Raw genomic sequence first — 24,385 nt, forward strand, 5'->3', positions numbered from 1 at the left:
AATAACTATTTTAGCTCGGTAACCGTCATATGTGGTGAGCGATACACAACTTCATCATTCAAATCGATTCCGATCCCTGGCGTGTCTGGTGCTTCAATGAATCCGTTCACTGGCTGAGGATCTTGAATACACAACTCTCTATTCCACTCTTTTATGGCGTAGGTGTGATGCTCGTGAATTAAAAAGTTCGGTATTGCGGTCTCAAGATGTAAGCTGGCAGCGGTTGCTACCGGGCCGCCACAAACATGGGCCTGAATACGCACATCGTAAATGTCAGCATAATCGCACACCTTTTTCGCTTCGGTGAAGCCGCCACAAAGACCGACATCTGGTTGCAGTACGTCAATAGACTGATCTTCAAGATAAGGGCGAACATCCCAGCGGTGGTACAAACGCTCACCGCCAGCAATAGGCACATTTACGTTCTTGGCAACTTTATCGTGAAGCTTTGAGTTTAAGTAGTTCACAGGCTCTTCGTAATACAAGCAACCAATATCCTCTACAATACTACCTAGCTGAATGGCGGTAGAAGCGCCTAGTAAGCTATGGCACTCAAAGATAATATCGCCATCGTCGCCCATAACATCGCGCATTGCCTGCAGGCGAGCTCTAAATAGCTTGAGTTCTGGCTTAGTAAACAACTTAGTTCTGTCGAAATGGGTGTTGCCATCTTTGTCATAAACAATAGGGTCGACTTTAACCGCATCGTAGCCGTCTTTAAGCGCTTTCTCTGTCGCGCGAGCATAATCGGCAGGGTCATTCAGTTTTGTAACTTCCTTATCCCAGTCAAACTGTAACTGACTGGCATAGCTACGCAGTTTGCCGTTTGTTTTTCCGCCTAGTAGTTCGTATACCGGTAAGCCTAGTGCTTTCCCTTTGATATCCCAAAGCGCGGTATCTATGGCACTCATTGCAGAATAAAAAACAGGGCCGCCGCCTAATCCCCAGAAACCTTCACGTAGCATGCGAGACCATAATAGTTCGGTTTGAAAAGGATTAAAGCCAATGAGCAATGCCTCAGCAATTTCTTTTACCATGTGTGCAGCAGCGCTGTGTCCCCAGTCGTAAGCAAGACCCGCTTCACCCACACCGGTGATTCCTTCGTCGGTATAAACTCTTACAAATACAGGGTTCCACTGAGGGCGTTTTGGACATTGAATGTCGAATATTTCTACTTTGGTCACTTTCATAGTTTATGTTCAATTCCGTGTTTTAAGTCAATTTTGAGGATTTCCCTACGGAAACCTATCTTAAATGTTAGAGCGCCAACTCGTACTTTTTTAACTGCCTCGCCTTTTCCCTGCCTGTTATTTTGTGATAACAAGGTAGCTTTTTGTGATGAGAAATAGCCTTGTAATCACAAAGACGCATTATTCACAGAAGCTTGGATCTAATTTATAGGCTTTTCTAAGCATCGCTGGCCATGCTTTTTGGCCACCCGTCTCTCCGCTGTGAACAATGCTTGCTTGCTCATATATACCGTCGATAATGGGTTGAGGGATCTCAATCACTTCTTCATTAGACTGCATCAGCGCAAGTTGAATTTCACATGCTCTTTGTAAATCATAAAATCGCATAAACGCGTCACCTACGGTGGGGCCTAGAGTAAGGCCGCCATGATTGGGCAATAACATATGGTTAGTATCGCCTAAATCCTCTTGCAGACGCTTTCTTTCTTGGGCATCAACAGCCAGTCCTTCATATTTGTGATAGGACAGCGATGGAAGAGAAAATAAAGAATACTGGCTCCATGGTTTTAAGCCACCTTTCACCGAGGCAACTGAAATGGTGGCCAATGTATGCAAATGAATTACGCATTTTGCATCGTGACGCACTTCATGAATAGCGCTATGAATAGTGAAGCCCGCAGGGTTTATTCCATAAGGTGTATCATCGAGAATGTTACCGTCTAGGTCTACTTTAACGAGATTAGAAGCCGTCACCTCGTCGAAGCCTAAACCAAACGCATTCACCAAGTAATGTTCTGTTCCCGGCACTTTGGCTGAAATATGCGTGTAAATGAGGTCGCCCCAGCGCATATCTGCTACCAGGCGATAGCAGGCTGCAAGATCCACTCGGGTTTGCCATTCTTGTTCTGAAACAGAATTTTTAAGACTTTGAGGCGGTAGTGAAAACACGCTTTACTCCTTGGATAATCTTATCCCTGCACTTGGTAGAAAAAGTAGTGCAGGGCGTTGAAAGCGAATGTGAATTACAAATACAAGGCACAGCCATAGAATCGCTTTAACCGTACCGCAAAGATTACCAGTTCAGGCTATTTATCAAAAGCCAGAACTTCTTTGGATTTTGAATCACAAGCATATATGGCCGTTTTGATACATACAGCTGACATATATTCAGCGCAAAGATATGCTAATACCGATTTTTGCCCGTTTACTGTGGCGTAAATGCAATAAAACCATCTCTAAGTGAAACTAAATCGTCTGGGAATCGCATTGCGTTATGTTCTATAACAAAGGGGTCAACTTTTTCTACAGCCGTTACCTCAATTTTAGCCCATGCCGGTGGTGAAAAATTATCGGGAAAAGCGCCAACTCCTGCATCTAGGTCGCAGGCAAATACCGAGAGACCCCGCCGGGTTGTGAGCAAGTGTTTGCGAACAAAAACATTAAAACCGGTTTCTTCCCAGGTTTCTCTGTGAGCGGCACAAGACAAAGATTCATCCTTATCGACCCCACCTCCAGGAAAATCAAGTTTGCCGGTTAGCCGATGCCTAATAAGTAACACTTTATTTTGAATTTTCACAAGGCAGGCTGCGGCTTTTGAGTTGACGGTATTATTTTGCGGTTGGGCAGTTTCAGTACTCAATTGCGTTGATTGTCTACAAGCGGGTTGGCTAGGAGTAGAGTCCGAGCAGGCAAAAAGCGTTAAAAGTGCCAAAATAGCTGATAAGCGAAAATAGAAAGTCATCGAAAAAGGTAGAATACCCTTATTAAAATAAAAACAAGTAATAGCGCCACAAAACCACCGCTCGCGCCTTGCACCAAAACGTGCCCAGGGTGCATATTGGAGAAGGTGTTTGAGATGCGTAGCCGAATGTGAATAGAGTGCTTTTTACTAAAATTGGCAACCACTTCGCAAACTACTTTATCACAAGGCGTTATTTTACCTAAAGGAAAGGTTATGTCTTCACGATTTTCTTTATCTCCACTACTCATTGGTGTTGCCCTGCTGGCCGGCATTGTTGTCTATCTTAATTTACCCGAAGAAAGTGCTGAACAACAAAATGCAGCAAAGGCTACGCCGGTCAAAACGGCATTGGCGAGTACACAAGCATTGCCCATTACCATAGAGTCGCTAGGTACCGCGGTGGCGAACGAATCGGTAAACATCACTGCCCAAGTTACAGAAACGATAGCCAGTATCAACTTTGAAGACGGTGATAAAGTTGACGCAGGCACAGTACTTGTTCAGCTTAATAACTCGGAAGAACTCGCGCGTGTTGAAGAACTCAAGGCCAATATTGTTGAAGCAAAAAGACAATTCACCCGAATAGCTGATTTACGCCAAACCAATGCTACCTCTGAGCAGCTTTTAGACGAACAACAAGCCCGCGTAAAAGCGTTGGAAGCTCAGCTAGATATCGCAAAAGCACAGTTAGACGACTTGCAGGTTCGCGCTCCTTTTAGTGGTTTGCTTGGCAATAGAATGATCAGTAAAGGCTCACTTATCCAGCCTGGAAATACTATTACTACGCTAGACGACATCAGCGTGGTAAAAGTTGACTTTAGTGTTGCAGAAACGCATTTAGCGAGTGTTGCAGCAGGCCAGCGGTTAACTGCAATTTCAATTGCTTATCCAGGCGTAGAGTTCGAAGGCGTTATTAGTAATGTCGACACCAGATTAGACCCCGTGATCCGCGCCATTAATGTGCGAGCAGTCATAAAGAATAAAGACAACCGTTTACGCCCAGGTATGCTGCTAACCGTTACAGTAGAAAAGCGTGTTTTAAACACCCTCGTTCTTCCAGAAAAAGCACTGGTTCCCGTACAAGATAAGCAATTTGTTTATGTGGTTAAAGACGATGTGGCGCACCAAACAGAAGTGGTTATTGGGGAGAGAAAGCCAGGTATAGTCCAGATAATCAACGGTGTAAGTGAAGGCGATGAAGTTATTACCGAAGGTACGCTGCGTGTGCGTGACCAATCTCCAGTCAACGTACTTAATCGATAGGGCGCGCACCATGTTATTGTCTGACGTTTCAGTTAAACGCCCCGTTTTTGCAACGGTTATCAATTTACTGTTAGTGATATTTGGCGTTGTTGCTATTTCTATGCTGTCACTTCGTGAATACCCCGATATCGATCCACCCATAGTGTCGGTGAATACCACCTATGCGGGTGCATCGGCAAATATTGTTGAAACTCGAATAACCCAGCTTTTAGAAGACCGTATATCGGGTATAGAGGGTATAAAAAACGTTACCTCTACTTCGCGCAACGGTCGTTCTGACATCACAATTGAATTTAAGCTTTCTCGCGATATTGATGCTGCGGCCAATGATGTAAGAGAGCGCGTGAGTCGCGCATTAAATAATTTACCGGACCAAGCAGATCCGCCTGAAGTGTCAAAGGCTAACTCCGATGAGAGCGCCGTGGTGTGGTATAACCTTAGAAGTACAAACCTAAACACAATGGAATTGACCGACTACGCAGAGCGCTTCCTCGTTGATAGGCTTTCCATTGTTGATGGCGTTGCACGGGTGCAAATTGGCGGTGGTCGCCGCTATGCCATGAAAGTGTTTTTAGATAGAACCGCTATGTCTGCCCGGGGCATCACCGTTAGCGATGTAGAGCAAGTTATTCGCGCAGAAAACGTTGAACTGCCCGCCGGCGAAGTTGAGTCTGTCGACCGTGATTTTGAAGTAAGGGTAGCCCGAACCTTTTTAACCCCTGAAGATTTTGCTGCCCTCACTGTGGCGGTAGGCGATAATGGCTATCTGGTGCGACTAGGCGAAATAGCCAATGTTGAGTTAACTGCAGAAGATGATGAGACCGAGTTTCGCGGCGACGGGGTAAACATGATTGGTCTTGGCATTATCAAGCAATCTAAATCGAATACCCTTGAAGTAGCACGTGCGGCAAAGGCACAAATAGCAAAAATAGAGGCATCTCTGCCAGATAACATTTTTATTGTACCTAGCTACGACTCCTCGGTTTTCATTGAGGCCTCTATTGATGAGGTTTATGAAACCCTTGCCATTGCTATGCTTATGGTGGTGGTAGTGATTTATTTATTTCTGGGGAATGTTCGCGCTACCTTTATTCCTGCGATCACCGTTCCGGTATCTCTTATTGCTGCATTCATTGTTATGTATGCCCTTGGGTTTTCAATCAACCTCTTAACACTACTGGCCATGGTGCTGGCCATAGGACTAGTAGTAGACGATGCTATTGTGGTGTTAGAAAACATCTATCGCAGAATTGAGTTGGGCGAGCCCCCTATTTTAGCTGCTTATCGGGGGGCCAAAGAAGTTGGTTTCGCCGTTATTGCTACTACATTGGTGCTGATTTCGGTATTTGTACCTCTTGTGTTTTTGGAGGGGAACATTGGACGTTTATTCACTGAATTTGCATTGGCCATTGCTGCCGCTGTGGCATTTTCCAGTTTCACTGCCCTAACGCTAACACCTATGATGGCGTCGAAAATACTTAAAAAGCGTGAGCGAGCATCTGGTTTCGGAAGTTGGATGGATAAGCGTTTCTCGGCGCTCGAAAACCGTTATTTTCAAAGTTTGGGGAAAACCTTACATCAGCCAATATTAATGTTGCTGTTACTCGTTTTTGCAGTCATCGCTATTATTCAATTTTCAGAAAAAGTGCCCAGCGAGTTTGTACCAAAAGAAGATAGGGGTAACTTTTTTATTCTTATGAATGCGCAGGAGGGGGCGAGTTTTAAAAGTAATGCTGAAAACCTAAAGCAAATTGAAGATATCTTAATGCCCTATCGGGAGAACGGTAAAATTAATCGTTTGCTAGTAAGAACACCGGGCTTTGGTGGCAATGCAGGTATTGCCATTGTAGGTTCAGCAGATTGGGATGTAAGAGATTTCAGCACCTTTGAACTTATGGATGAGTTAAGCGAAAAATTAACTACGGTACCTGATGTAAGAGCCTTTTCGATTATGCGAAGTGGTGTATCTGGGGGCGGGTTCGGAAGACCAGTGCAATTTGTTTTAAAAGGCGATACCTATGAAAACCTTGTTGCATGGCGAGATACGGTACTTGAAAAAGCCGCTGAAAACCCCGGGCTTATTCGATTAGATTCAGATTACAAAGAAACGTCACCTCAGTTGCTAGTTAACATTAACCGCGATAGAGCCGCAGATCTCGGTGTTTCTATTAGTGATATCGGTGGCACCTTAGAAGTTATGCTGGGTCAGCGCAGAGTATCTACTTTCCTAGATAGAGGAGAGGAATACGATGTTATTTTAGAAGGTATTGAAGACGACTTTAGAAGCCCAAACAGCATAGAAAACCTCTATGTGCGTTCGTCAAGAACCGGCGAATTGGTTCCTATGGATAACTTACTGACTTTTGAGGAGCAGGCTACTTCGTCTCGTCTAAACCGTTATAACCGAATGCGCGCTGTTACTATATCGGCAAACTTAGCCGAGGGTTACACGCTAGGTCAGGCACTGACTTATTTAGAAGACATTGTTCGTACAGAGCTTCCTGACACCGTATCCATTGACTACAAAGGCGAGTCACAGCTCTATCAAGAAGCCGGTAGTTCCTTTATTTATGTTTTCATGCTTGCATTAGCAATCACCTATCTTATTTTGGCCGCACAATTTGAAAGTTGGGTGCATCCTCTCGTTATTATGCTTACGGTGCCTCTGGCTCTTGTAGGTGCTTATATTGGGCTGTTTTTCTCGGGCATGACGATAAACATATATAGTCAGATTGGGTTAGTCATGCTTATTGGGCTAGCTGCGAAGAACGGTATTTTAATTGTTGAATTTGCGAACCAACTTCGCGATAGCGGCATGGCCTTTGAAGAGGCCCTAAAAAGAGCGGCTACCCAAAGGCTTCGTCCTATAGTAATGACAGGTTTTACTACGGTGTTTAGTGCGCTACCTCTGGTTCTTGCCACCGGGCCTGGCGCAGAAAGCCGAATGGTAATAGGTATGGTGATATTCTCAGGCGTCTTAGTATCGGCCTTCATGACCTTGTACGTTGTACCAACGGCTTACAGTTGGCTTGCCAGAAATACAAGTTCACCGCTTAAGCGCACTCAAGAGATAGAACGGTTGCACAAAGAGATTCCATACAAAAAGGGTGGTGTTGAATAGTTTCCTGTCGATATAGCCCAGCATGCCATTGTCCTTCACTCAGCAAGATTTAACACTGTTGAGTGGAAACTTTGAGGAGATGCGGCTGGGTTGGCGTGACGGGGCGAACGCAGTTGGCGTATCAATTACACTAGCTGCGATTTACTGGTGTGCCAAAATGGTTTGTCAAAAAGACCGCCTGCGTGTCGTTTATGTACAAGTTGACAGAGTCGATTTGCTTGCTGAGTTAGCTGAGTCGAGTGTGCTAGGTGATGATTAAGTGGGATGTAGTTTAAGTGCTTGTTGCCAGCTTGATATCCCGCTTACATTTAATATGCCAGAAGTATTCGTATAGTGCATTATACGTCAGCTAGGCTTTTGGTATGTTTTTTCATACTTCCATATGGGTTTTGATGCCCTATTAAAATAGCTGGTTTTAGTTAATTATCTGATTTTTATAGTTTAAATTTTTAATCGTATTCTTTCTTTTATTTTTTTAAACACTGATCCAACCACTAAGTAGCGCTATTAGTCATTAGTCTAGTTGTTTAAAATCTCTCGCGCATTAAACTGCGCGCCATCACAAGCCTTCAAACGTAAGTTCTTCATTTTTCGAATCTAAAAACTTAGTAGCTTTGTTGGCGATATTACCATTTGTGACCAATACTTAGGCAATTGTGTAATTGAAGCTACGATTGCGCTTTGTTTTACCCAGCACTGGTTTTGCCACACGAGCAAAACGTGGGCTAAGCATAATTGAAGCGGTGATATATCACCGCGACAAAGTTAAGAGGATAATTATGAAAAAATGGATACTCGCAGCGAGCCTTTGCTGCAATATGGCATTCGCAGATGTAGCGGTTGTTGTTCATCCAAGTAATGGCGATTCGTTAGACAAAGCAACGATCAGTAGATTGTTCTTAAACAAAGCCAAAGCATTTCCTAACGGAACTCGCGCTGAGCCTGTAGCGCTAGCGGAAGGTAACGCAGTTACCGACGAATTTAACGGTAAAGTTCTCAATAAAACGGCATCACAATTAACAGCGTTTTGGTCGAAGCTTGTATTTACAGGGAAAGGCCAACCGCCAAAATCGCTTGGTAGCGATGCAGAAGTGCTCTCCACTGTGGCGGGAAATCCTGGCGCCATAGGCTACGTTGATGCTGGTGCTGTGAATGACAGCGTACGCGTTGTAGCCACGTTTTAATTTTACCGAATTACACTGAATTTAAAGGAACAAGCATGAAAACAAAACTTGCTATCTTCTCAATGGCTAGTCTTTTGGCCGCTCCCGCTATAGCAGACGTTCAAATTAACGGTTTTGCCAACCTTATCGCTGGTATGACACTGGATGACGACGAATCGGTTTATGATTACAACAGCGACGTTAGCTTCGACCCAGCAAGTGTATTTGGTTTGCAAGTTCGCGGTGAAATTAGCGATAAACTGTCTGCCACAGCACAAGTTGTAGGGCGGGGTAGAGACGATTACAACGCTGATTTCGAATGGGCCTACATGACATATAGCTTATCTAATACTACTAGTATTAGTGCTGGCCGAATCCGTTTGCCGTTATTCAAATACTCTGCATCTTTAGATGTGGGTTACTCTTATCACTGGTTAACGCCACCAGACGCTGTTTACGGTATCGACTTTAACAACATTGATGGTGTAAGAGTTGACTATGCCAACTATGCAGGCGATTGGGAGTATGGCGCACAGTTCACTACAGGTCGTGCTCAAGCAGACACCACTATTTCTGGAACTCCTGCTGCGTTAACCCTAGATAACGTTTTGGCGTTATCTTTTGAAGCAACAAGAGATTGGTTTAGTGCTCGTACTTTAATAGCAACTGGTAAAACAAGTGCTGCAAACCCAGAATTTGATGCGTTTGTTGACGGCGCGGGTCAATTTGGTGCTTTTGTTCCTGGTGCATCAGCGTTAGCGACTGGTTTACGCGTAGAAGAAGACACCGGTACTTTCTTTGAAGTAGCCGTTGGTGTTGATAAGTACGATTGGTTTGTGGGTGCAGAATACACTCAAACAGAAGTTGATGGTTCTGTTATTGCCGACAACAAAGCATGGTATGTGACTGCTGGTTTACGCTTTGGTAAATTCACTCCGCATATCACTTATGAAGTTGAAGAGGCGGACAACGGGGCGCAGCTTGGTTTAGTTGCAGCACTTCCACCAACAATTTCCTCTGGTGATGCTGTTACAGATGCTACCTGGTCTGGTATCTATCAAGCAGCAAGTGGTATTGCTGCTCAGCAAAACCTGGACGTGTCAGCAGTAACTGCAGGCCTACGTTACGATGTCGAGCCAGGTCTTGCGGTAAAAGCCGATGTAACCTGGTACAGCGATGGCTTAAATGACTTGAACGATGCAACCTTGCTTAAAGTTGGCGTAAACTACACATTCTAAAACGCTAGTGGGGCTCAGACTTTTTTGCTGAGCCCCAATTATTTGTCTAAGTTTTTAAGGTTTTATTTAAGTATTCGTTAGAGTATTTACTAAAGTATTCAAAAATACAGTAGATAAATAACACTAGAAGCGTCGTGTTACTGGTTGCCTAACTATTGTTGGACGATGAATAAAAATAGAGAGATAGCAAATGAGTTTTCTTAAAAAAATGCCGATAGCGTCAAAGATTTTCCTGATACCAGGGATTGCGGTTTTGAGCTTTGTTATTTATCTATTAATCACTATTTATACTGCATTAAACAACGACGCAATTCTAGAAAAAGTACAAAAAGTACAGTTTCCAGCACTTCAATTATCTGCCTCAACCCTTGTCGAAATGCAAAAGGTAAGAGATACCTTATCTAGTGCAGTGACAACGGGCGACCAAGATACGCTAACAGCAGCTCAAACGTTGGCAAAAGAGGCTAAATCAGGCATGAACCAAATTGGGGGCATCAGCCCTGAATTTCGTTCAGATATGGCTAAAATTTCAGAGGGCTTTGACGACTATTTCAAAGTTGCCTTTGATGTATCTCAGTCTATGGTAAATGGAACTGCCGATTTCAGCCGAATTGGACAACTGTCTAGTCAGATGAACGAGTCGTACGATGGCGTAATTGCTGCAATGACCCGGTTTAGAGACGATCAACAGAATGCTTTTGAAACAGCATTCAAAAACACTGACTCTGCTAACACCTCGCTAATTAGTACGGGCATTATCTTAGCGATAGTAGTAACAATTCTCTTGTTTGCCACAGCAGTTCCCATCGTTCGCGGTATCAAGAAGAGTATTGATGATGTGGTGCGCTCACTTAAAGATATAGCGCAAGAAAACGGTGACTTAACCGTTCGCATAGAAACAAAAAGCGAAGATGAAATTGGCGACCTTGTTTATTGGTTCAATCAATTCATGGACAAACTTCAAGGCGTCGTAAAAGACGTGGTTGAAGCAAGTCTGCCTCTGTCTAATTTAGCCCAAAACCTACGCGGTGTGACTGAAGAAACGCAGCGTACCATTGATGTGCAACAACGCTCAGCGACTAACGCGAAACAAGCAGTTGATACGATGAGCGGTTCTGTAGATGGTGTAGCGCAAAGCGCGGCCCAAGCGGCAAACGATGCAAACGAAGCGACTGATGCAGCTAGTGAAGGACGTCAAATTGTTCAACAAACAGTGACCAGTATTCAGCACTTAGCGGACAACGTTAGAGAAACGGCAGATGTCATTGCGCGCTTAGAATCTGATTCAAACAAAGTCGGGTCGGTTTTAGACGTTATTAAAGGCATAGCAGAACAAACTAATTTGCTAGCGCTGAATGCGGCTATTGAGGCTGCTAGGGCAGGCGAGCAAGGTCGTGGTTTTGCGGTTGTTGCTGATGAGGTACGTACTCTTGCTTCAAGAACGCAGCAATCTACCGAAGAAATTCAAAACACTATTGAGCAGCTGCAGAATGCGGCTAAATCGGCCGTGCAAGTAATGGCGAAAGGAACAGAGCAAGCATCTAATAGCGTAGAAACCGCGAACAAGGCGGGTATAAGCCTAGAGACTATTACTAGCACAATCGGTCGTATTAATAATATGAACGAGCAAATTGCCAAAAATACTGAAGACCAACGTACAGTGGCTATCGACATCGTGCGTCATGTTGATGAAATTCATGAGCGTACAGAGCAAACGTCCAGTCGCTCCGGCGAGCTTGGCAGTATGTGTAACGAGCTTGCAAACTTGGCTCAGCATTTAGAATCGATTGCTAAACAATTCCGTGTTTAAGACGTATCTAGTTTCATAAAAAACCTCCTGTTGGAGGTTTAATTAGATGGTCCGCCTCACCTCTAAGCTAATCTTAGAGTTAGGCAATCAAAGAGGCGAACCATCATGTCTACTATTAAAGTTCTTGGAATCGATTTAGGCAAATCATCTTTTCACGTGATAGGCCGCGACTATTCAGATAATCAAATCATTCGCAAAAAATTTTCCCGCTCGGCACTCATTCACTATCTTCATCAATTAACGCCATGCACAATTGCTTTCGAAGCTTGTGGCGGTGCGCACTGGCTTGGCAGGCAGTGTGAGTTGATGGGGCATACGGTCAAACTAATCCCGCCACAATACGTAAAACCTTTCGTTAAAAGCAATAAGAATGATTTTATTGATGCAGAGGCCATATGCGAAGCATCAATAAGACCGAAAATGCGGTTTGTCAGCGTCAAATCAGAAGAAGCCCAGGTCATTTCAGCTATTCATAAAGCAAGGCATGGTTATGTCAAAGACAGAACAGCCTGCATGTCCCGTATAGGCTCCTTACTGCTGGAGTTTGGCATTGCACTTCCAACAGGCCATAGCGTAATGAAGCAACTGTTTAACTGGCTTTCACAGCAGCGGCAGGTCTTGCCAGGGTTACTTATGGAAGAGCTCATGGAGCTGCACGAATATTACCTGCTCCTTAACAGGAACATTGAGAGACAAGATAAAAAGCTAAAGCAACTGGTTGATACAAACCCGATAGGGCAGCTTCTTAAAACCATCCCAGGTATTGGCGATATGACCGCCAGCCTTTGTATTGCCAACATCAGTAGCGCTACGGATTTTAAAAACGGAAGAAACATGGCTGCATGGTTAGGGTTAGTTCCAGCGCAGTACTCAACTGGCGGTAAACCCAAATTACTGGGGATAAGCAAGCGGGGTAACAAAGAACTCCGAACCTTGTTTATCCATGCCGCCAGGGCGGTTATGTCCAGGCCGGATAAGACCGGAAAGATTTATGGCGAGTGGTTGATAAATTTACGCGCCACCAAGCCATTCAATGTTGTAACCGTTGCCCTGGCCAACAAACTGGCCCGAATAGCATGGGCAGTGATGAAAACAAAAAAAGCATTCAACAGCAAAGCGTTAGCACCGGGTTTGCAATGATAAATATGATGACGAAAACGGTAGAACCACTGGATTAAAACCTGACATAAAAAACAGCTCTCAGAAGCTTTCGGTTTTTTGAGGATAATCCAGCGCGGATCTCATCGTGGAGCGGGTTGCGAAAGCGCCTAAACAGACTCCGAATACATTAGCGCATAACCAACCCCGTTATCGAAATTAATCATTGCAATAACGAGGCGGACCATACATTTTTATGTCTAACTTTTGGTTGAGGATTCGATTTACCAAGCAGTACGAAGGCATTCACGAAGGGGTATTTCAACATACAAATACGCAAAGAAAGACGTAAACATATATAAATAACTGCGCAAATAAAAAATCCCCGGCAAACGCCGAGGATTCTGTTTATTTACTTTAGCAATATTTGATTGCTGTTTCTCTTGAGGCTACTCGTCTAAAAAGCTACGAAGCTGTTCAGAGCGACTTGGGTGACGAAGTTTACGCAATGCTTTCGCCTCAATCTGACGAATACGCTCACGGGTAACGTCAAATTGCTTGCCTACTTCTTCAAGCGTATGGTCAGTATTCATGTCGATACCAAAACGCATACGCAAAACCTTAGCTTCACGAGCTGTAAGACCCGCTAACACCTCTTGAGTTGCACCTTTTAAGCTTCCACCGGTTGCCGAGTCTAGAGGCTGCACAATCGTGCTGTCCTCAATAAAGTCACCAAGATGTGAATCTTCATCGTCACCAATCGGCGTCTCCATTGAAATAGGCTCTTTAGCGATTTTAAGCACTTTTCGAATCTTATCTTCAGGCATTAACATGCGCTCCGATAGTTCCTCTGGTGTTGGCTCGCGTCCCATCTCTTGCAGCATTTGGCGAGAAATACGGTTTAGCTTGTTAATCGTCTCAATCATGTGAACCGGTATACGTATAGTACGTGCTTGGTCTGCAATTGAGCGAGTAATAGCCTGGCGAATCCACCACGTTGCATAAGTTGAGAACTTATACCCACGGCGGTATTCAAATTTATCAACTGCTTTCATAAGACCAATGTTACCTTCTTGAATAAGGTCGAGGAACTGAAGTCCGCGATTGGTATATTTCTTAGCAATTGAAATAACAAGACGAAGGTTAGCTTCCACCATTTCCTTCTTCGCACGGCGAGCTTTCGCTTCACCAATAGACATACGACGGTTAATGTCTTTAATGTCTGCGATAACTAGACCGGTTTCTTGTTCAACCTGATTCATCTTGCTTATGCAGCGTTCAACTTCTTCTTGGTGTATCGCTAGCTCATCGGAGTACGGAGCACCAGATTTAACTGCTTCAAAAAGCCATGCTGTCGATGTTTCGTTGCCGGAGAAAGCTTTTATAAAGTCTTTCTTCGGCATCTTTGCATTCACTACGCAGAACTTCATAACGAGACGTTCTTGAATGCGCACTTTGTCCATCATGTGACGCATGTTTTTCACCATGCGATCAAATTGCTTTGGAACAAGTCTGAATTCTTTGAAGATGTCGCTTAGTGCGTTGATTTGCTTGCGTGCTTCTGCATGCGAACGACCTTTCTTTTCAATTACATCACGAGTTTTGATGTACTGAGTGCGAAGTTCGTCAAAGCGTTCTCTTGCAAGTTCAGGATCTACGCCAGTGTCTTCTTCTTCCTCGTCCTCATCATCGCTATCATCATCTTCGTCTTCTAACTCTTCTTCTGAAAGGTCAGAACCGATGTGCGTTGCGGTTGGGGCGAGGTCTTGATCGTCATCCGGGTCAACAAAACCAGAGATAATATCGCTTAGGCGAATTTCTTCTGCTTCGTAGAGGTCCCATTGATCGAGCAAGTATGTAATGGCTTCTGGGTATTCTGCAACAGAACACTGAACCTGATTAATGCCATCTTCAATACGCTTGGCAATTTCAATTTCGCCTTCACGTGTTAATAGTTCAACCGTACCCATTTCACGCATGTACATGCGCACTGGATCTGTGGTGCGGCCTATTTCACTTTCTACTGTGGCAAGTGCTTGAGCGGCAGCCTCTGCTGCGTCTTCGTCTGCATTTGCCTCTTGCATGAGAAGTTCATCTGCATCAGGAGCTGATTCAGATACTTGAATTCCCATGTCGTTAATCATGCGGATAATGTCTTCTATTTGATCAGAATCGACAATATCTTGCGGCAGGTGGTCGTTAACTTCTGCAAAGGTCAAATAACCTTGCTCTTTACCTTTTGCAATCAGGAGCTTAATCTGAGACTGCTTGCTTTGCGCCATATAACCTACACTTCTCACATTCAATTAGTTTGCAATAGACAAGACAATATAAATAACCGTATGGTTCATCTTGTCTGCTGGAGTACTGGTGTTCGTATCAATGCCGTATCTGCCCAATGCGACGCTTAGTATGCGATGCGCATCCGCCCGAGTTTGGTTCTGCTCGTGTTATCGGCTATATATTGGTTACTCACATTGCTGCTTTTTTGTTCAGGTTTTTGACTGTTTTTTTGTGATATTTCCTACAAAAAACGCAAATAACCACTAAACGCAGCGAATTAACCAGTATAGCAGAATTTACAGTGGTTTTACCAGAATGTCGGCTGATTTTTTAAACAACGGTTATTTGCAACTCCCGTGTTTACGAGTGCGTTCGGCAATACGTTTATTAATACGTAGCCTAAACGCAAGCCAGCAGAAAATTACGAGTAAAAGTGCACTTATAGTTTTCTAGCTATTTTGTCGCTCTTTCATCAATAGCGTTAACTCTTCTTTCTCTGCCCTACTGAGTGTTTGTACTCTGGAGCGCGAAATCAGTGTTTCTATACGGCTCTCTAAATGGGCGTCGAGCAAGCGAGCAAAGCTATCGCTGTAAACGCGTTCTGCGTCTTCATCCTTTACCAAATGCTCTTGTAATAAAAGCTTTGCGATAGTAGTAGAGTGGGGGTGCTCGCGGAAGTTTTCAACAAGCTGGCTTGTTTTTGCATTTGGGTTTGCTACACAATAGGCATGTACATCTTGAAGCAAATCCATGCCAGCAGCATTGCTTCCAGCAAATATTTCTATTTGTACATCGTTGCATTTTGTCGCCAGCTGAGGGGCGTCTAAAAGTAAACGGATGAGCATTCTCAGCGGTGATAACTTGGGTTTATTTACCTGTGTGAGATTGGGAGAGTACGCTTTTTTATTTCCTTGGTTCGCTTTAGAAATGTCTTGCTGTAGTTTAAACCTATCGAACTCTCCGGTGTGTTTGGCGAGCTCTTCAAGCAGCATGTTTTTTTGCTCAGCCCCTAAAGTCGACTCGATAAGCGGCATGGCCGCTTTTTTCAGCGCAATTTTACCTTCGGCAGTACCAACGTTATGGCTTTTAAGTAGGTTTTCAAAAAAGAATCGAGACAAAGGCATAGCGCCATTTAGCATGTCTAAGAATGCATCTTTACCTATTTGACGAACCATGGTGTCTGGGTCTTCACCGTCGGGAAGAAATAAAAATGACAGACGTACACCGTCTTTCAAGGCGGGTAACGCATTTTCTAATGCCCGCCAAGCAGCCTCGCGTCCAGCGCGGTCGCCGTCGTAACAGCAAACAATATGAGGGGTTGCGCGCACTAGCATCTGAATATGCTCTAGTGTCGTGGCTGTACCAAGTGCAGCGGTAGCAATGTTGATGTCAAATTGACTTAGAGCGACAACATCCATGTAACCCTCAACCACAACGACAGTGTCTAACTGCCGATTTTGCTGACGAGCAGAATAAAATCCAAAAAGCTCGTTACCTTTGTGAAATATTCGGGTTTCGGGTGAGTTAAGATATTTGGGGCCGCCATCCTCTAATACGCGCCCACCAAAGCCAACAACTCGCCCCCTCTTATCCCTTATTGGAAACATTATCCGGTCGCGAAAGAAATCGTATGTGCGGCCTTGGTCATTCTGATTGACTAATCTCAAGTCGATTAACTGTTTGATCTGTTGCGGGCTTTTACCAAACGTGTCGAGAAGCGTACTCCACCCATCAGGTGCGTATCCTATTTCCCATTGCTTCACAATGTCACCGCTTAGACCGCGGTTTTTAAGATAATCGATTGCCTTCTTGCTGTTTCCGTTTTGGCGTAGTTGATGTTGAAAAAAACGTGTGACTTGTTCCATGAGGGAATAGTCATCTTGCAGCTGCTGCTTTTTTTCTTCGCTCATTGCCGGGCGGCTGCCTTTTTCGCGAGGCACTTCTAAGCCGTGATAACGAGCGAGATCTTCGATGGCTTCGACAAATTCGAGTCGGTCAAACTCCATAATAAATGAAATGGCGTTGCCATGGGCCCCGCAACCGAAACAATGGTAAAACTGCTTGTCTTGACTGACCGTAAAAGATGGCGACTTTTCATTGTGAAAAGGGCAGCAAGCCTGATAATTTTTGCCAGCTTTTTTTAATTTAACTCTACTATCTACAATCTCGACTACATCAGTACGAGATAGTAGGTCATCAATAAAGTCGCGAGGTATTTTTCCGGCCATGAGGGATTCGTGTCAATTAAACGGTGGTTACTTTAACAGGGATAGATAGTAATGAGAACGTATTACCGCGTTGTAAAATTCAACGCGGTAATTTTAGCGATCATTTTCAACCGCTGATATCAACGGGCTGTTAGCGACAAGCTTAGGCGTTTAAACGCGCCTTAATTTTCCCACTCAGAGCGCCCATGTCTGCGCGGCCCTGTACCTTAGGTTTGAGTACACCCATTACTTTGCCCATATCCTGCATGCCAGAGGCACCAGTTGAGGCCATGGCGTCGTCTATCAATGCATTAAGCTCGTCGTCGGTCAAAGGCTGAGGTAAGAAGTCCTCGATGTAAGTAATTTCTTCGCGCTCTTTATCTGCAAGCTCTCTGCGGTCTGCAGCGTCAAATTGAGCCGCGGCATCTTGACGCTGTTTAACCATTTTTGTAAGTACCGCTAAAATAGTGGCGTCGTCCAGCGTAATCTGCTCATCTATTTCTTTTTGTTTAATGGCAGCTAGAGCCATTCTAATAGTGCCTAAGCGAAGCTTCTCTTTTGCGCGCATTGCGTCTTTTTGAGCCGATTTTAAATCGTCAATAAGTGCCATAATGTGTTCCGTCGTGTCTATTTGATTATATTGCTACAAGCATAATGAATAGAATAATAAATGGAAGCGTTATCAAACGATAGTGCCTATCTTACATTTATATTCGTTCTTAGCTAGCTAAGCGGCGTACTTGCCAAGCGGCATACTTACTAATCGGTTTACTTACCAAGCTGCGTACTTACTAAGCGACGTACTTAAAGGTCATACCTATAGGCGCTGTTTAAAGGTCATAGCAAAACAAGCAGTAAAGACACTGCAAAATAAAGAAATAGATTAAAGAAAATAGAAGAGATACTAAAAAGAGAACAGAGCAAATAGAACTTTAAATGCCTAAGACATCACAAGGTAGGAACTACTAGATATTAGGGATAGACTGAAATAGAGTTGTATTTTGAATAAGGCAATATTAGCAACAGAACTGTTTCTAATACAAAGCGGCGTTTCTAATATGACTCTTCTAATATGACTCTTCTAATATAAAGGAGCTTTAAACAATCAAGCCTCAGAAACGCGAAAGGTGCTGCAATTGCAACACCTTTCAGACTCGTAAATAACCCTGTTTTAGTAGAGTTTTACGCGACGTGCGTTTTCACGAGCTAGCTTCTTAAGATGACGCTTTTTAGCGGCAGCTTTCTTGCGCTTGCGTTCCCACGTAGGTTTTTCGAAGAATTCACGACGACGAACTTCAGATAGAACACCTGCTTTTTCACAAGAACGCTTAAAACGACGCAGCGCCACATCAAACGGCTCGTTTTCTCTAACTTTAACGATAGGCATTTAAACACTCACCTCAAAACTTTACTGTGTATATCCGGGTAAAATTGTGCGCTAAAAAGGCCACCCGGGTTAAAAATGGTGCGAAATTCTAATCATTTCTGCGAAGAAAGTAAAGGATGAATTGCTAAAAATTAGCCAATATCGTGCATTTACTCCTTTGCTAGCATTCCATGAATGTTGGTTTACAGGTAAACTCTGCGCCTAAGATGTATAGGCCACTAACATTCAGGCCCTAACGCTGCCTTTTTAAAGCGTGTAAGGGGTCGGAATTTCGGGTTAGAAAGATAATCACGGGTGGATCATAAAGATGATCGCCGAAGATCGCCAGTAAAATTATTTGTTTTTGTTTTAAGAAGGTGAGCGCTTAATGCGAATTTTAGGAATTGAGACATCGTGTGACGAAACCGGCATAGCTGTTTACGATGATGAGCAAGGTTTATTGTCACATGAGCTTTATAGCCAAGTTAAGCTGCATGCAGACTATGGTGGCGTGGTTCCAGAGTTAGCATCGCGAGATCATGTTCGTAAAATCATTCCTCTTATCGAAAAAGCCCTTGTAGACGCAAACACAACGCCACGGGATATTGATGGTGTTGCGTTTACTCAAGGTCCAGGCCTTATAGGCGCACTACTTGTTGGTTCGTCGGTAGGACGTTCCTTGGCGTATGCATGGCAAGTTCCTGCGGTAGGTGTCCACCACATGGAAGGACACTTACTTGCACCTATGTTAGAAGAAAATGCCCCAGAATTTCCGTTTATCGCTTTATTGGTTTCTGGTGGTCATTCAATGTTAGTCAAGGTAGAGGGAATCGGGAAGTATGAAGTGCTCGGCGAATCTGTAGACGATGCGGCCGGTGAGGCGTTTGATAAAACAGCAAAGTTGCTGGGCTTAGATTACCCTGGCGGTCCTTTGCTAGCTAAGCTTGCGGAAAAAGGGGAGCCGGGTCATTACAAATTTCCTCGTCCAATGACAGATAAACCTGGTCTAGACTTTAGCTTTAGCGGTCTTAAAACTTTTGCCGCGAATACCATTCGAGCCGCAGATGACTCACAAGCCACGAAGGCGAATATTGCTTATGCTTTTCAAGAGGCAGTTGTCGACACTTTAATCATTAAATGCAAACGCGCTTTAGAGCAAACGGGCATGAATCGCTTAGTGATTGCTGGCGGGGTGAGCGCTAATCATATGTTAAGAGACAAAATGAAGTCATTGATGAGCGAGCTCAGCGGTGAGGTTTTTTATCCGGGTTTGGCATACTGCACCGACAATGGCGCCATGATAGCTTACGCGGGTATGCAAAGGTTGAAGGCGGGCGAGATACTTGACCTTAGTTCGCAGGCTAAACCAAGATGGCCGCTAGATACCTTAACGGCCGTTTAGACTATCTACTGCGCTTAATTTTTTAATAACAAGGACTCAAAAAATGTTTAAGTTCAGGGCAATGCCTACATCTATATTCACCTTTCTTAAGTGTTTGGTTGTAGGCGGTCATTTGCAAGCTTCTGCATTGTTGTTGCCCTCGTCAGCGAAATCAGAGCTTAGTTCGCCAGACTCGTCACAGCAGCATGTTGTTATGATTTCCCTAGATGGCTTCAGGCACGATTACATCGAACTTCACAAGGCTAAACATTTAGCGAAAATTGCAAAAGAGGGCGTCCGTGCTAAGAGTATGACGCCAGTTTATCCTGCCAATACTTTCCCCAATCACATCTCGTTAGTGACGGGCCTGCACCCCAAAAATCATGGCATTGTAAACAATCGATTTTTTGACAAGTCGCGTCCAACTAAAGACGGATACGCGCACTATAAAATGGGAAGCGGGCAATCGGATAGCACCTGGATTACTGCAACGCCCTTGTGGAATTTGGTTGAATTAAACGGATTTAAAGCTGCTACATTTTTTTGGCCAGAGTCTGATGCCCGTATTAGTGGCTCATTGCCTACTTATCACTTCCATTATTCGAAATATGCAGACTACCAACAGCGAGTTGACCAAATTATTCAGTGGCTGAGTATGCCCGAAGTCTCTCGGCCTCGTTTTATCGCGGGCTACTTTTCTCTTACCGATACGGTGGGGCACGATGAAGGTCCATATTCAGAAAGAACCACTGCAGCCGTTCAGCGTGTAGATGAATTGATTGGCCAGCTTTATGAGCGTATTCAGGCTCTCGATATTAATGTAAACCTAGTGGTGGTTTCAGATCACGGCATGACAAACGTTGATGCTGAACAAGTGATTGCGGTATCAACGCTATCTATCCCAGACCACTTTTTGGTGGAAAGTGAGGGCGCTCAGGTACATATTTACGCACGAGAAAAAGTGAGCGAGGAAGATATAGCAGGGGAATCATCACGTCTGTCATCAATAGCGAAAGGACGGTTTATCGTACTAACTGACAAGCAACGTCAAGAAAGGTACTTTGAAAAAAACAACCGTACTGGGGATATCGTATTAGAAATTGCTCCACCATCGCGGTTTATCGACACGCCATCAGGTCATATCAGTAAAGGCGGGCATGGTTACCTCAATACACTTGATGACATGGGAGCTACCTTTGTTGCTACTGGCCCGGCTTTTAAAAAGGGCATTATGCTGCCTACATTCAGCAATTTAGAAGTCTATCCAGCAATGGCTGAAGTTATGGGGATTGACGTTTTTACGCCTGTTGATGGCGAACTTAAAGTGTTATCCGAAGCACTTGCAGAGAAGCAATTATAGAGAAGCAGTTATAGAGAGCTAATCAAGTAGTTAAGAGCTAAACGGGTACAATTGAATACCGGAATACCAAATACCGACTACTCTTTGATATTACCTTTGTCCCACACCTTGCTTTCTGTGCCGCTGAGTAATCGTGAAATATTGTCTTTATGACGAACCACAATAAGAATTGAAAGCATGGCAACGGGCACTGTATATAAAGGCTTTACGAACCAAGTGAAAATAGGTGCTAGACTCACTGCGATAAGCGCCCCAAGAGATGAGTAGCCGGTTAGAAAAACCACCGCTATCCAACTTACTATCAAAAAGCCCGCAAGATCTAATCCAATTGGCAGCATGGCGCCAAAGGCTGTCGCCACGGCCTTACCGCCTTCAAACCCAAAATACAGTGGAAAAATATGGCCTAGGCAGGCCGCAATTGCGATTAATCCTAACCCCAGTGGCTCAATACCCAAAAAGTAGCTGCCGTATACCGGAATAGTGCCTTTTAAAATATCCATAACCAATACCAGCAGAGCAGGAATTCTCCCCCCTAATCGATAGACATTGGTGGCTCCCGGATTTTTAGAACCTGCTGTTCTCGGATCGGGTAAGTTAAACGCCTGACTAATTACAACCGCACTAGAGAGCGAACCAAAAAGGTAGGCTACTGCAATCATTAACACGGTTAGGGATATCATAGGTATAAAATTATCGCTCTATTGAATGTTGTTCTTTGCTAATTGAGTTAATAAAACAATGGGCAATGTAAAAAAATGAATTCACCTAAACCTTGGTTAAAAACGAAAACCTCAGTTGCCCCATGTTGCTATACAAAGGTATAGTTGTGCCACGTTTACTGCGGTTAGCCTTGTATCAGCATAACGCTACTTCATCCAAATACGATATACCACCTTTGAGCGACGTAAATGTCGCTTATTTCGCAGTAGTAAGACCAGTAACAACATAAGTTGACAAAATTCATGGGTAAAATTTATATAGCTGGATTAACGGTTGAAACGTTAATTGGTGTTTACGATTGGGAGCGTACGCAGCAAACGTCGCTGTTATTAGATGTGACACTAAATGCTGACCTAAACGCGGCAATGCACAGCGACGACGTAAACGACACCATCGATTATGCCAAAGTGGCAGAGTGTATTGTTGAAGTGGGTAAACGCAGCGAGTTTGAATTATTAGAAGCCTTTGGCAACGCAGTGATGTCCGCTGTGCTTGAAACCTTTAATGTAGCTGCAATAACGGTAAAAATTGTAAAACCGAATATATTACCCAATGCGCAAACCGTGGCTGTAGAGCTCTCGCGAGAGCGTAATTAATGTCACAACACACTATCTTAATCAGTATTGGTTCTAATATTGAGCGCGAACATTACACTCGGCAGTCGGTAATTGCGTTAAAAGCGCACTTTACTGATGTAGCCTTATCCTCCGTGTATGAGAGCGAGGCTGTTGGTTTTAATGGTAGCCCCTTTTACAATTTAGTTGCTCGTGCTTCAACGTCCCTCAGTATTGATGAGGTGTGCGATGCGTTAAAACAAATTGAGCGAGACAATGGGCGAGTTCATACTGATAAAAAGTTTTGCGCGCGAACGCTAGATCTCGATTTGCTGACCTATGATGATGTGGTAACTCGCTCACCGGTGGTTCTGCCACGAGAAGAGATTTGTCACAATGCCTTTGTACTTTGGCCTTTAGCAGAACTTGTGCCCAACCATTTTCATCCTGAAACAAAGAAAACTTATGCCCAAATGTGGGCGTCTTTTGATAAACAAAAACAGCGCCTCTGGCCTATTGAATTTACCTGGAGTTAAACAAAGGAATGACACTTTTTGAAATTATAATTCTGGCTATTATCCAAGGAGTAACGGAGTTTCTTCCTATTAGTAGTTCTGGCCACTTGTTATTGCCGGCAGAGTTATTTGGTTGGGTAAGCCAAGGTCTGGCATTTGATGTTGCGGTTCACGTGGGGAGTCTTTTGGCGGTTATGATCTATTTTCGTCAGGAGATAGCACAAATGACGGTGGCGTGGTGCACTCAGGGGTTCAGTAAACAACAATCTACAGACAGTAAGCTAGCTTGGTATGTAATTATAGCTACTGTTCCTGCTGTAATTGTGGGTTTTCTAATGAAAGGCTGGATTGAGGATAATGCACGCACGGCGCTAGTCATTGCTGGTACCACCATTATTTTCGGTCTTGTGTTGTGGTACGCCGATGCAACGGCAAAGCGAACACAAGAGCTTGATAAACTAACTATGAAACAGGCGGTTTGGATTGGTTTGGCTCAAGTGCTGGCGCTAATACCTGGAACTTCCCGTTCAGGTATTACCATGACTGCGGGCCTTATGCTGGGGTTGAAAAGAGAGGCCTGTGCGCGCTTTTCTTTCTTATTATCTATTCCGGTAATATTAGGTGCTGGCTTACTGGCTACTTATGATCTTATCGAAGCGAACGAAGCAGTAGATTGGCAAGCGCTCATGTATGGCGCTATATTCTCATTTATTAGTGCTTACATCTGTATCTATTTGTTTTTAAGCTGGATTTCGCGAATTGGCATGTTGCCATTTGTGCTCTATCGTCTTGCACTGGGCACTATATTATTGTGGTTTGTTTTTGCTTAAAAACTAACGCCCCGAAAAAGCCAAGTTAATAAAAAAGGAACAACAGGTATGTCAGAAACTATTTTTACTAAAATTATTAATAAAGAAATTCCCGCTGATATCCTCTATGAAGACGATATGGCTCTGGCGTTTAAAGACATTAATCCTCAGGCTCCAGTTCACTTCCTTGTTATTCCTAAAAAGCCCATTGCAACGGTAAATGATATCCAAAATGAGGACAGAGAGATTGTTGGGCACCTTTCTTTGGTTGCAGCAAAAGTGGCAAACGACTTGGGAGTGGCGGAGCAGGGCTTTAGAACAGTGATGAACTGTAACGAATTTGGCGGCCAAACGGTTTACCATATCCACTTACATGTTTTAGCTGGAAAGCCACTAGGTTGGCCACCTTATACTGAAGATATGAAAAAGCACGTAGAGTAGCTGTTGTTACGCCACACTAGTTAAGTGGGTTTTAGTGTAGGTGCTAATGTAGGTGCTAATTCAAGGTGATGAAAGTTGAAAGCCCCCAGGCATTGAGACAGTCAACGGCTGGGGGCTTATTAATA

The 24,385-nt window shown here is 43.9% G+C and carries 21 protein-coding genes; 13 read left to right on the forward strand and 8 right to left on the reverse strand.

What is annotated here, in order from left to right; translation table 11 throughout:
* Nucleotides 1–5 precede the first annotated feature (5 nt).
* The 3 genes from CW735_RS03090 to CW735_RS03100 all read right to left on the reverse strand — a co-directional run bounded on the left by CW735_RS03090 (nt 6) and on the right by CW735_RS03100 (nt 2,766).
* Nucleotides 6–1,190, reverse strand: coding sequence for a mandelate racemase/muconate lactonizing enzyme family protein (locus CW735_RS03090; protein WP_071978643.1), 1,185 nt, complete (start codon nt 1,188–1,190; stop codon nt 6–8).
* 180 nt (nt 1,191–1,370) lie between these two features.
* A complete protein-coding gene (locus tag CW735_RS03095; RefSeq protein WP_071978644.1) occupies nt 1,371–2,138 on the reverse strand; it encodes a class II aldolase/adducin family protein in 768 nt (255 codons plus the stop codon).
* A gap of 256 nt (nt 2,139–2,394) precedes the next feature.
* Entirely contained in the window at nt 2,395–2,766 is a 372-nt protein-coding gene (locus tag CW735_RS03100; RefSeq protein WP_232368349.1) for an NUDIX hydrolase, read from the reverse strand.
* Nucleotides 2,767–3,144: 378 nt separating this feature from the next.
* On the opposite strand from CW735_RS03100, the gene CW735_RS03110 reads away from it, so the two are divergent.
* The 7 genes from CW735_RS03110 to CW735_RS03140 all read left to right on the forward strand — a co-directional run bounded on the left by CW735_RS03110 (nt 3,145) and on the right by CW735_RS03140 (nt 12,666).
* Nucleotides 3,145–4,194 carry an efflux RND transporter periplasmic adaptor subunit gene (locus CW735_RS03110; protein ID WP_100970904.1) on the forward strand — a complete coding sequence of 350 codons (1,050 nt, stop codon included), beginning with the start codon at nt 3,145–3,147 and terminating at the stop codon, nt 4,192–4,194.
* 10 nt (nt 4,195–4,204) lie between these two features.
* On the forward strand, nt 4,205–7,315 hold the full coding sequence (locus tag CW735_RS03115; protein WP_100970905.1) for an efflux RND transporter permease subunit: 3,111 nt from the start codon (nt 4,205–4,207) through the stop codon (nt 7,313–7,315).
* Between the two features lie 22 nt (nt 7,316–7,337).
* The gene (locus CW735_RS03120; RefSeq protein ID WP_100970906.1) at nt 7,338–7,574 is read left to right on the forward strand and encodes a hypothetical protein; all 237 of its coding nucleotides are present in this window, start codon (nt 7,338–7,340) and stop codon (nt 7,572–7,574) included.
* 520 nt (nt 7,575–8,094) lie between these two features.
* Entirely contained in the window at nt 8,095–8,499 is a 405-nt protein-coding gene (locus tag CW735_RS03125; RefSeq protein ID WP_100970907.1) for a phosphate ABC transporter substrate-binding protein, read from the forward strand.
* A gap of 35 nt (nt 8,500–8,534) precedes the next feature.
* Nucleotides 8,535–9,716 (forward strand): topoisomerase IV, encoded by a 1,182-nt coding sequence (locus CW735_RS03130; RefSeq protein ID WP_100970908.1) that lies wholly within the window; start codon nt 8,535–8,537, stop codon nt 9,714–9,716.
* A gap of 190 nt (nt 9,717–9,906) precedes the next feature.
* A complete protein-coding gene (locus tag CW735_RS03135) occupies nt 9,907–11,526 on the forward strand; it encodes a methyl-accepting chemotaxis protein (RefSeq protein WP_100970909.1) in 1,620 nt (539 codons plus the stop codon).
* A 105-nt stretch (nt 11,527–11,631) separates the two neighbouring features.
* Nucleotides 11,632–12,666 carry an IS110 family transposase gene (locus CW735_RS03140; RefSeq protein ID WP_100970746.1) on the forward strand — a complete coding sequence of 345 codons (1,035 nt, stop codon included), beginning with the start codon at nt 11,632–11,634 and terminating at the stop codon, nt 12,664–12,666.
* Nucleotides 12,667–13,073: 407 nt separating this feature from the next.
* Here CW735_RS03140 and rpoD read toward each other — a convergent pair whose 3' ends face one another.
* The 4 genes from rpoD to rpsU all read right to left on the reverse strand — a co-directional run bounded on the left by rpoD (nt 13,074) and on the right by rpsU (nt 18,501).
* Nucleotides 13,074–14,906, reverse strand: coding sequence for an RNA polymerase sigma factor RpoD (gene rpoD / locus CW735_RS03145; RefSeq protein ID WP_071978651.1), 1,833 nt, complete (start codon nt 14,904–14,906; stop codon nt 13,074–13,076).
* A 450-nt stretch (nt 14,907–15,356) separates the two neighbouring features.
* A complete protein-coding gene (dnaG, locus tag CW735_RS03150) occupies nt 15,357–17,135 on the reverse strand; it encodes a DNA primase (RefSeq protein ID WP_071978652.1) in 1,779 nt (592 codons plus the stop codon).
* Nucleotides 17,136–17,277: 142 nt separating this feature from the next.
* On the reverse strand, nt 17,278–17,724 hold the full coding sequence (locus CW735_RS03155; RefSeq protein ID WP_071978653.1) for a GatB/YqeY domain-containing protein: 447 nt from the start codon (nt 17,722–17,724) through the stop codon (nt 17,278–17,280).
* Nucleotides 17,725–18,285: 561 nt separating this feature from the next.
* Nucleotides 18,286–18,501 carry a 30S ribosomal protein S21 gene (gene rpsU / locus CW735_RS03160; RefSeq protein WP_012517258.1) on the reverse strand — a complete coding sequence of 72 codons (216 nt, stop codon included), beginning with the start codon at nt 18,499–18,501 and terminating at the stop codon, nt 18,286–18,288.
* A gap of 367 nt (nt 18,502–18,868) precedes the next feature.
* Here rpsU and tsaD point away from each other — a divergent pair, with 367 nt between their 5' ends.
* Together tsaD and CW735_RS03170 are read left to right on the forward strand one after the other, a co-directional pair.
* On the forward strand, nt 18,869–19,882 hold the full coding sequence (gene tsaD, locus CW735_RS03165) for a tRNA (adenosine(37)-N6)-threonylcarbamoyltransferase complex transferase subunit TsaD (RefSeq protein ID WP_071978654.1): 1,014 nt from the start codon (nt 18,869–18,871) through the stop codon (nt 19,880–19,882).
* Between the two features lie 43 nt (nt 19,883–19,925).
* A complete protein-coding gene (locus CW735_RS03170; RefSeq protein ID WP_100970910.1) occupies nt 19,926–21,221 on the forward strand; it encodes an alkaline phosphatase family protein in 1,296 nt (431 codons plus the stop codon).
* 77 nt (nt 21,222–21,298) lie between these two features.
* Here the strand turns inward: CW735_RS03170 and plsY are convergent, their stop codons facing one another.
* Nucleotides 21,299–21,901 carry a glycerol-3-phosphate 1-O-acyltransferase PlsY gene (plsY, locus tag CW735_RS03175; RefSeq protein ID WP_100970911.1) on the reverse strand — a complete coding sequence of 201 codons (603 nt, stop codon included), beginning with the start codon at nt 21,899–21,901 and terminating at the stop codon, nt 21,299–21,301.
* A gap of 282 nt (nt 21,902–22,183) precedes the next feature.
* Here plsY and folB point away from each other — a divergent pair, with 282 nt between their 5' ends.
* The 4 genes from folB to CW735_RS03195 are packed head-to-tail and all read left to right on the forward strand — an operon-like array spanning nt 22,184 to nt 24,260.
* Nucleotides 22,184–22,537 (forward strand): dihydroneopterin aldolase, encoded by a 354-nt coding sequence (gene folB / locus CW735_RS03180; RefSeq protein ID WP_100970912.1) that lies wholly within the window; start codon nt 22,184–22,186, stop codon nt 22,535–22,537.
* Entirely contained in the window at nt 22,537–23,031 is a 495-nt protein-coding gene (gene folK / locus CW735_RS03185) for a 2-amino-4-hydroxy-6-hydroxymethyldihydropteridine diphosphokinase (RefSeq protein ID WP_100970913.1), read from the forward strand. Before folB ends, folK begins: the two co-directional genes overlap by 1 nt.
* 8 nt (nt 23,032–23,039) lie before the next feature.
* Complete coding sequence (locus CW735_RS03190; protein ID WP_071978658.1) at nt 23,040–23,840, forward strand: undecaprenyl-diphosphate phosphatase; 801 nt, start codon at nt 23,040–23,042, stop codon at nt 23,838–23,840.
* A 48-nt stretch (nt 23,841–23,888) separates the two neighbouring features.
* The gene (locus CW735_RS03195) at nt 23,889–24,260 is read left to right on the forward strand and encodes a histidine triad nucleotide-binding protein (RefSeq protein ID WP_071978659.1); all 372 of its coding nucleotides are present in this window, start codon (nt 23,889–23,891) and stop codon (nt 24,258–24,260) included.
* The last annotated feature ends 125 nt before the right edge of the window (nt 24,261–24,385 follow it).

Origin of the sequence: Alteromonas sp. MB-3u-76 (assembly GCF_002831605.1) — a bacterium.
Taxonomy (GTDB): Bacteria; Pseudomonadota; Gammaproteobacteria; order Enterobacterales; family Alteromonadaceae; genus Alteromonas; species Alteromonas hispanica.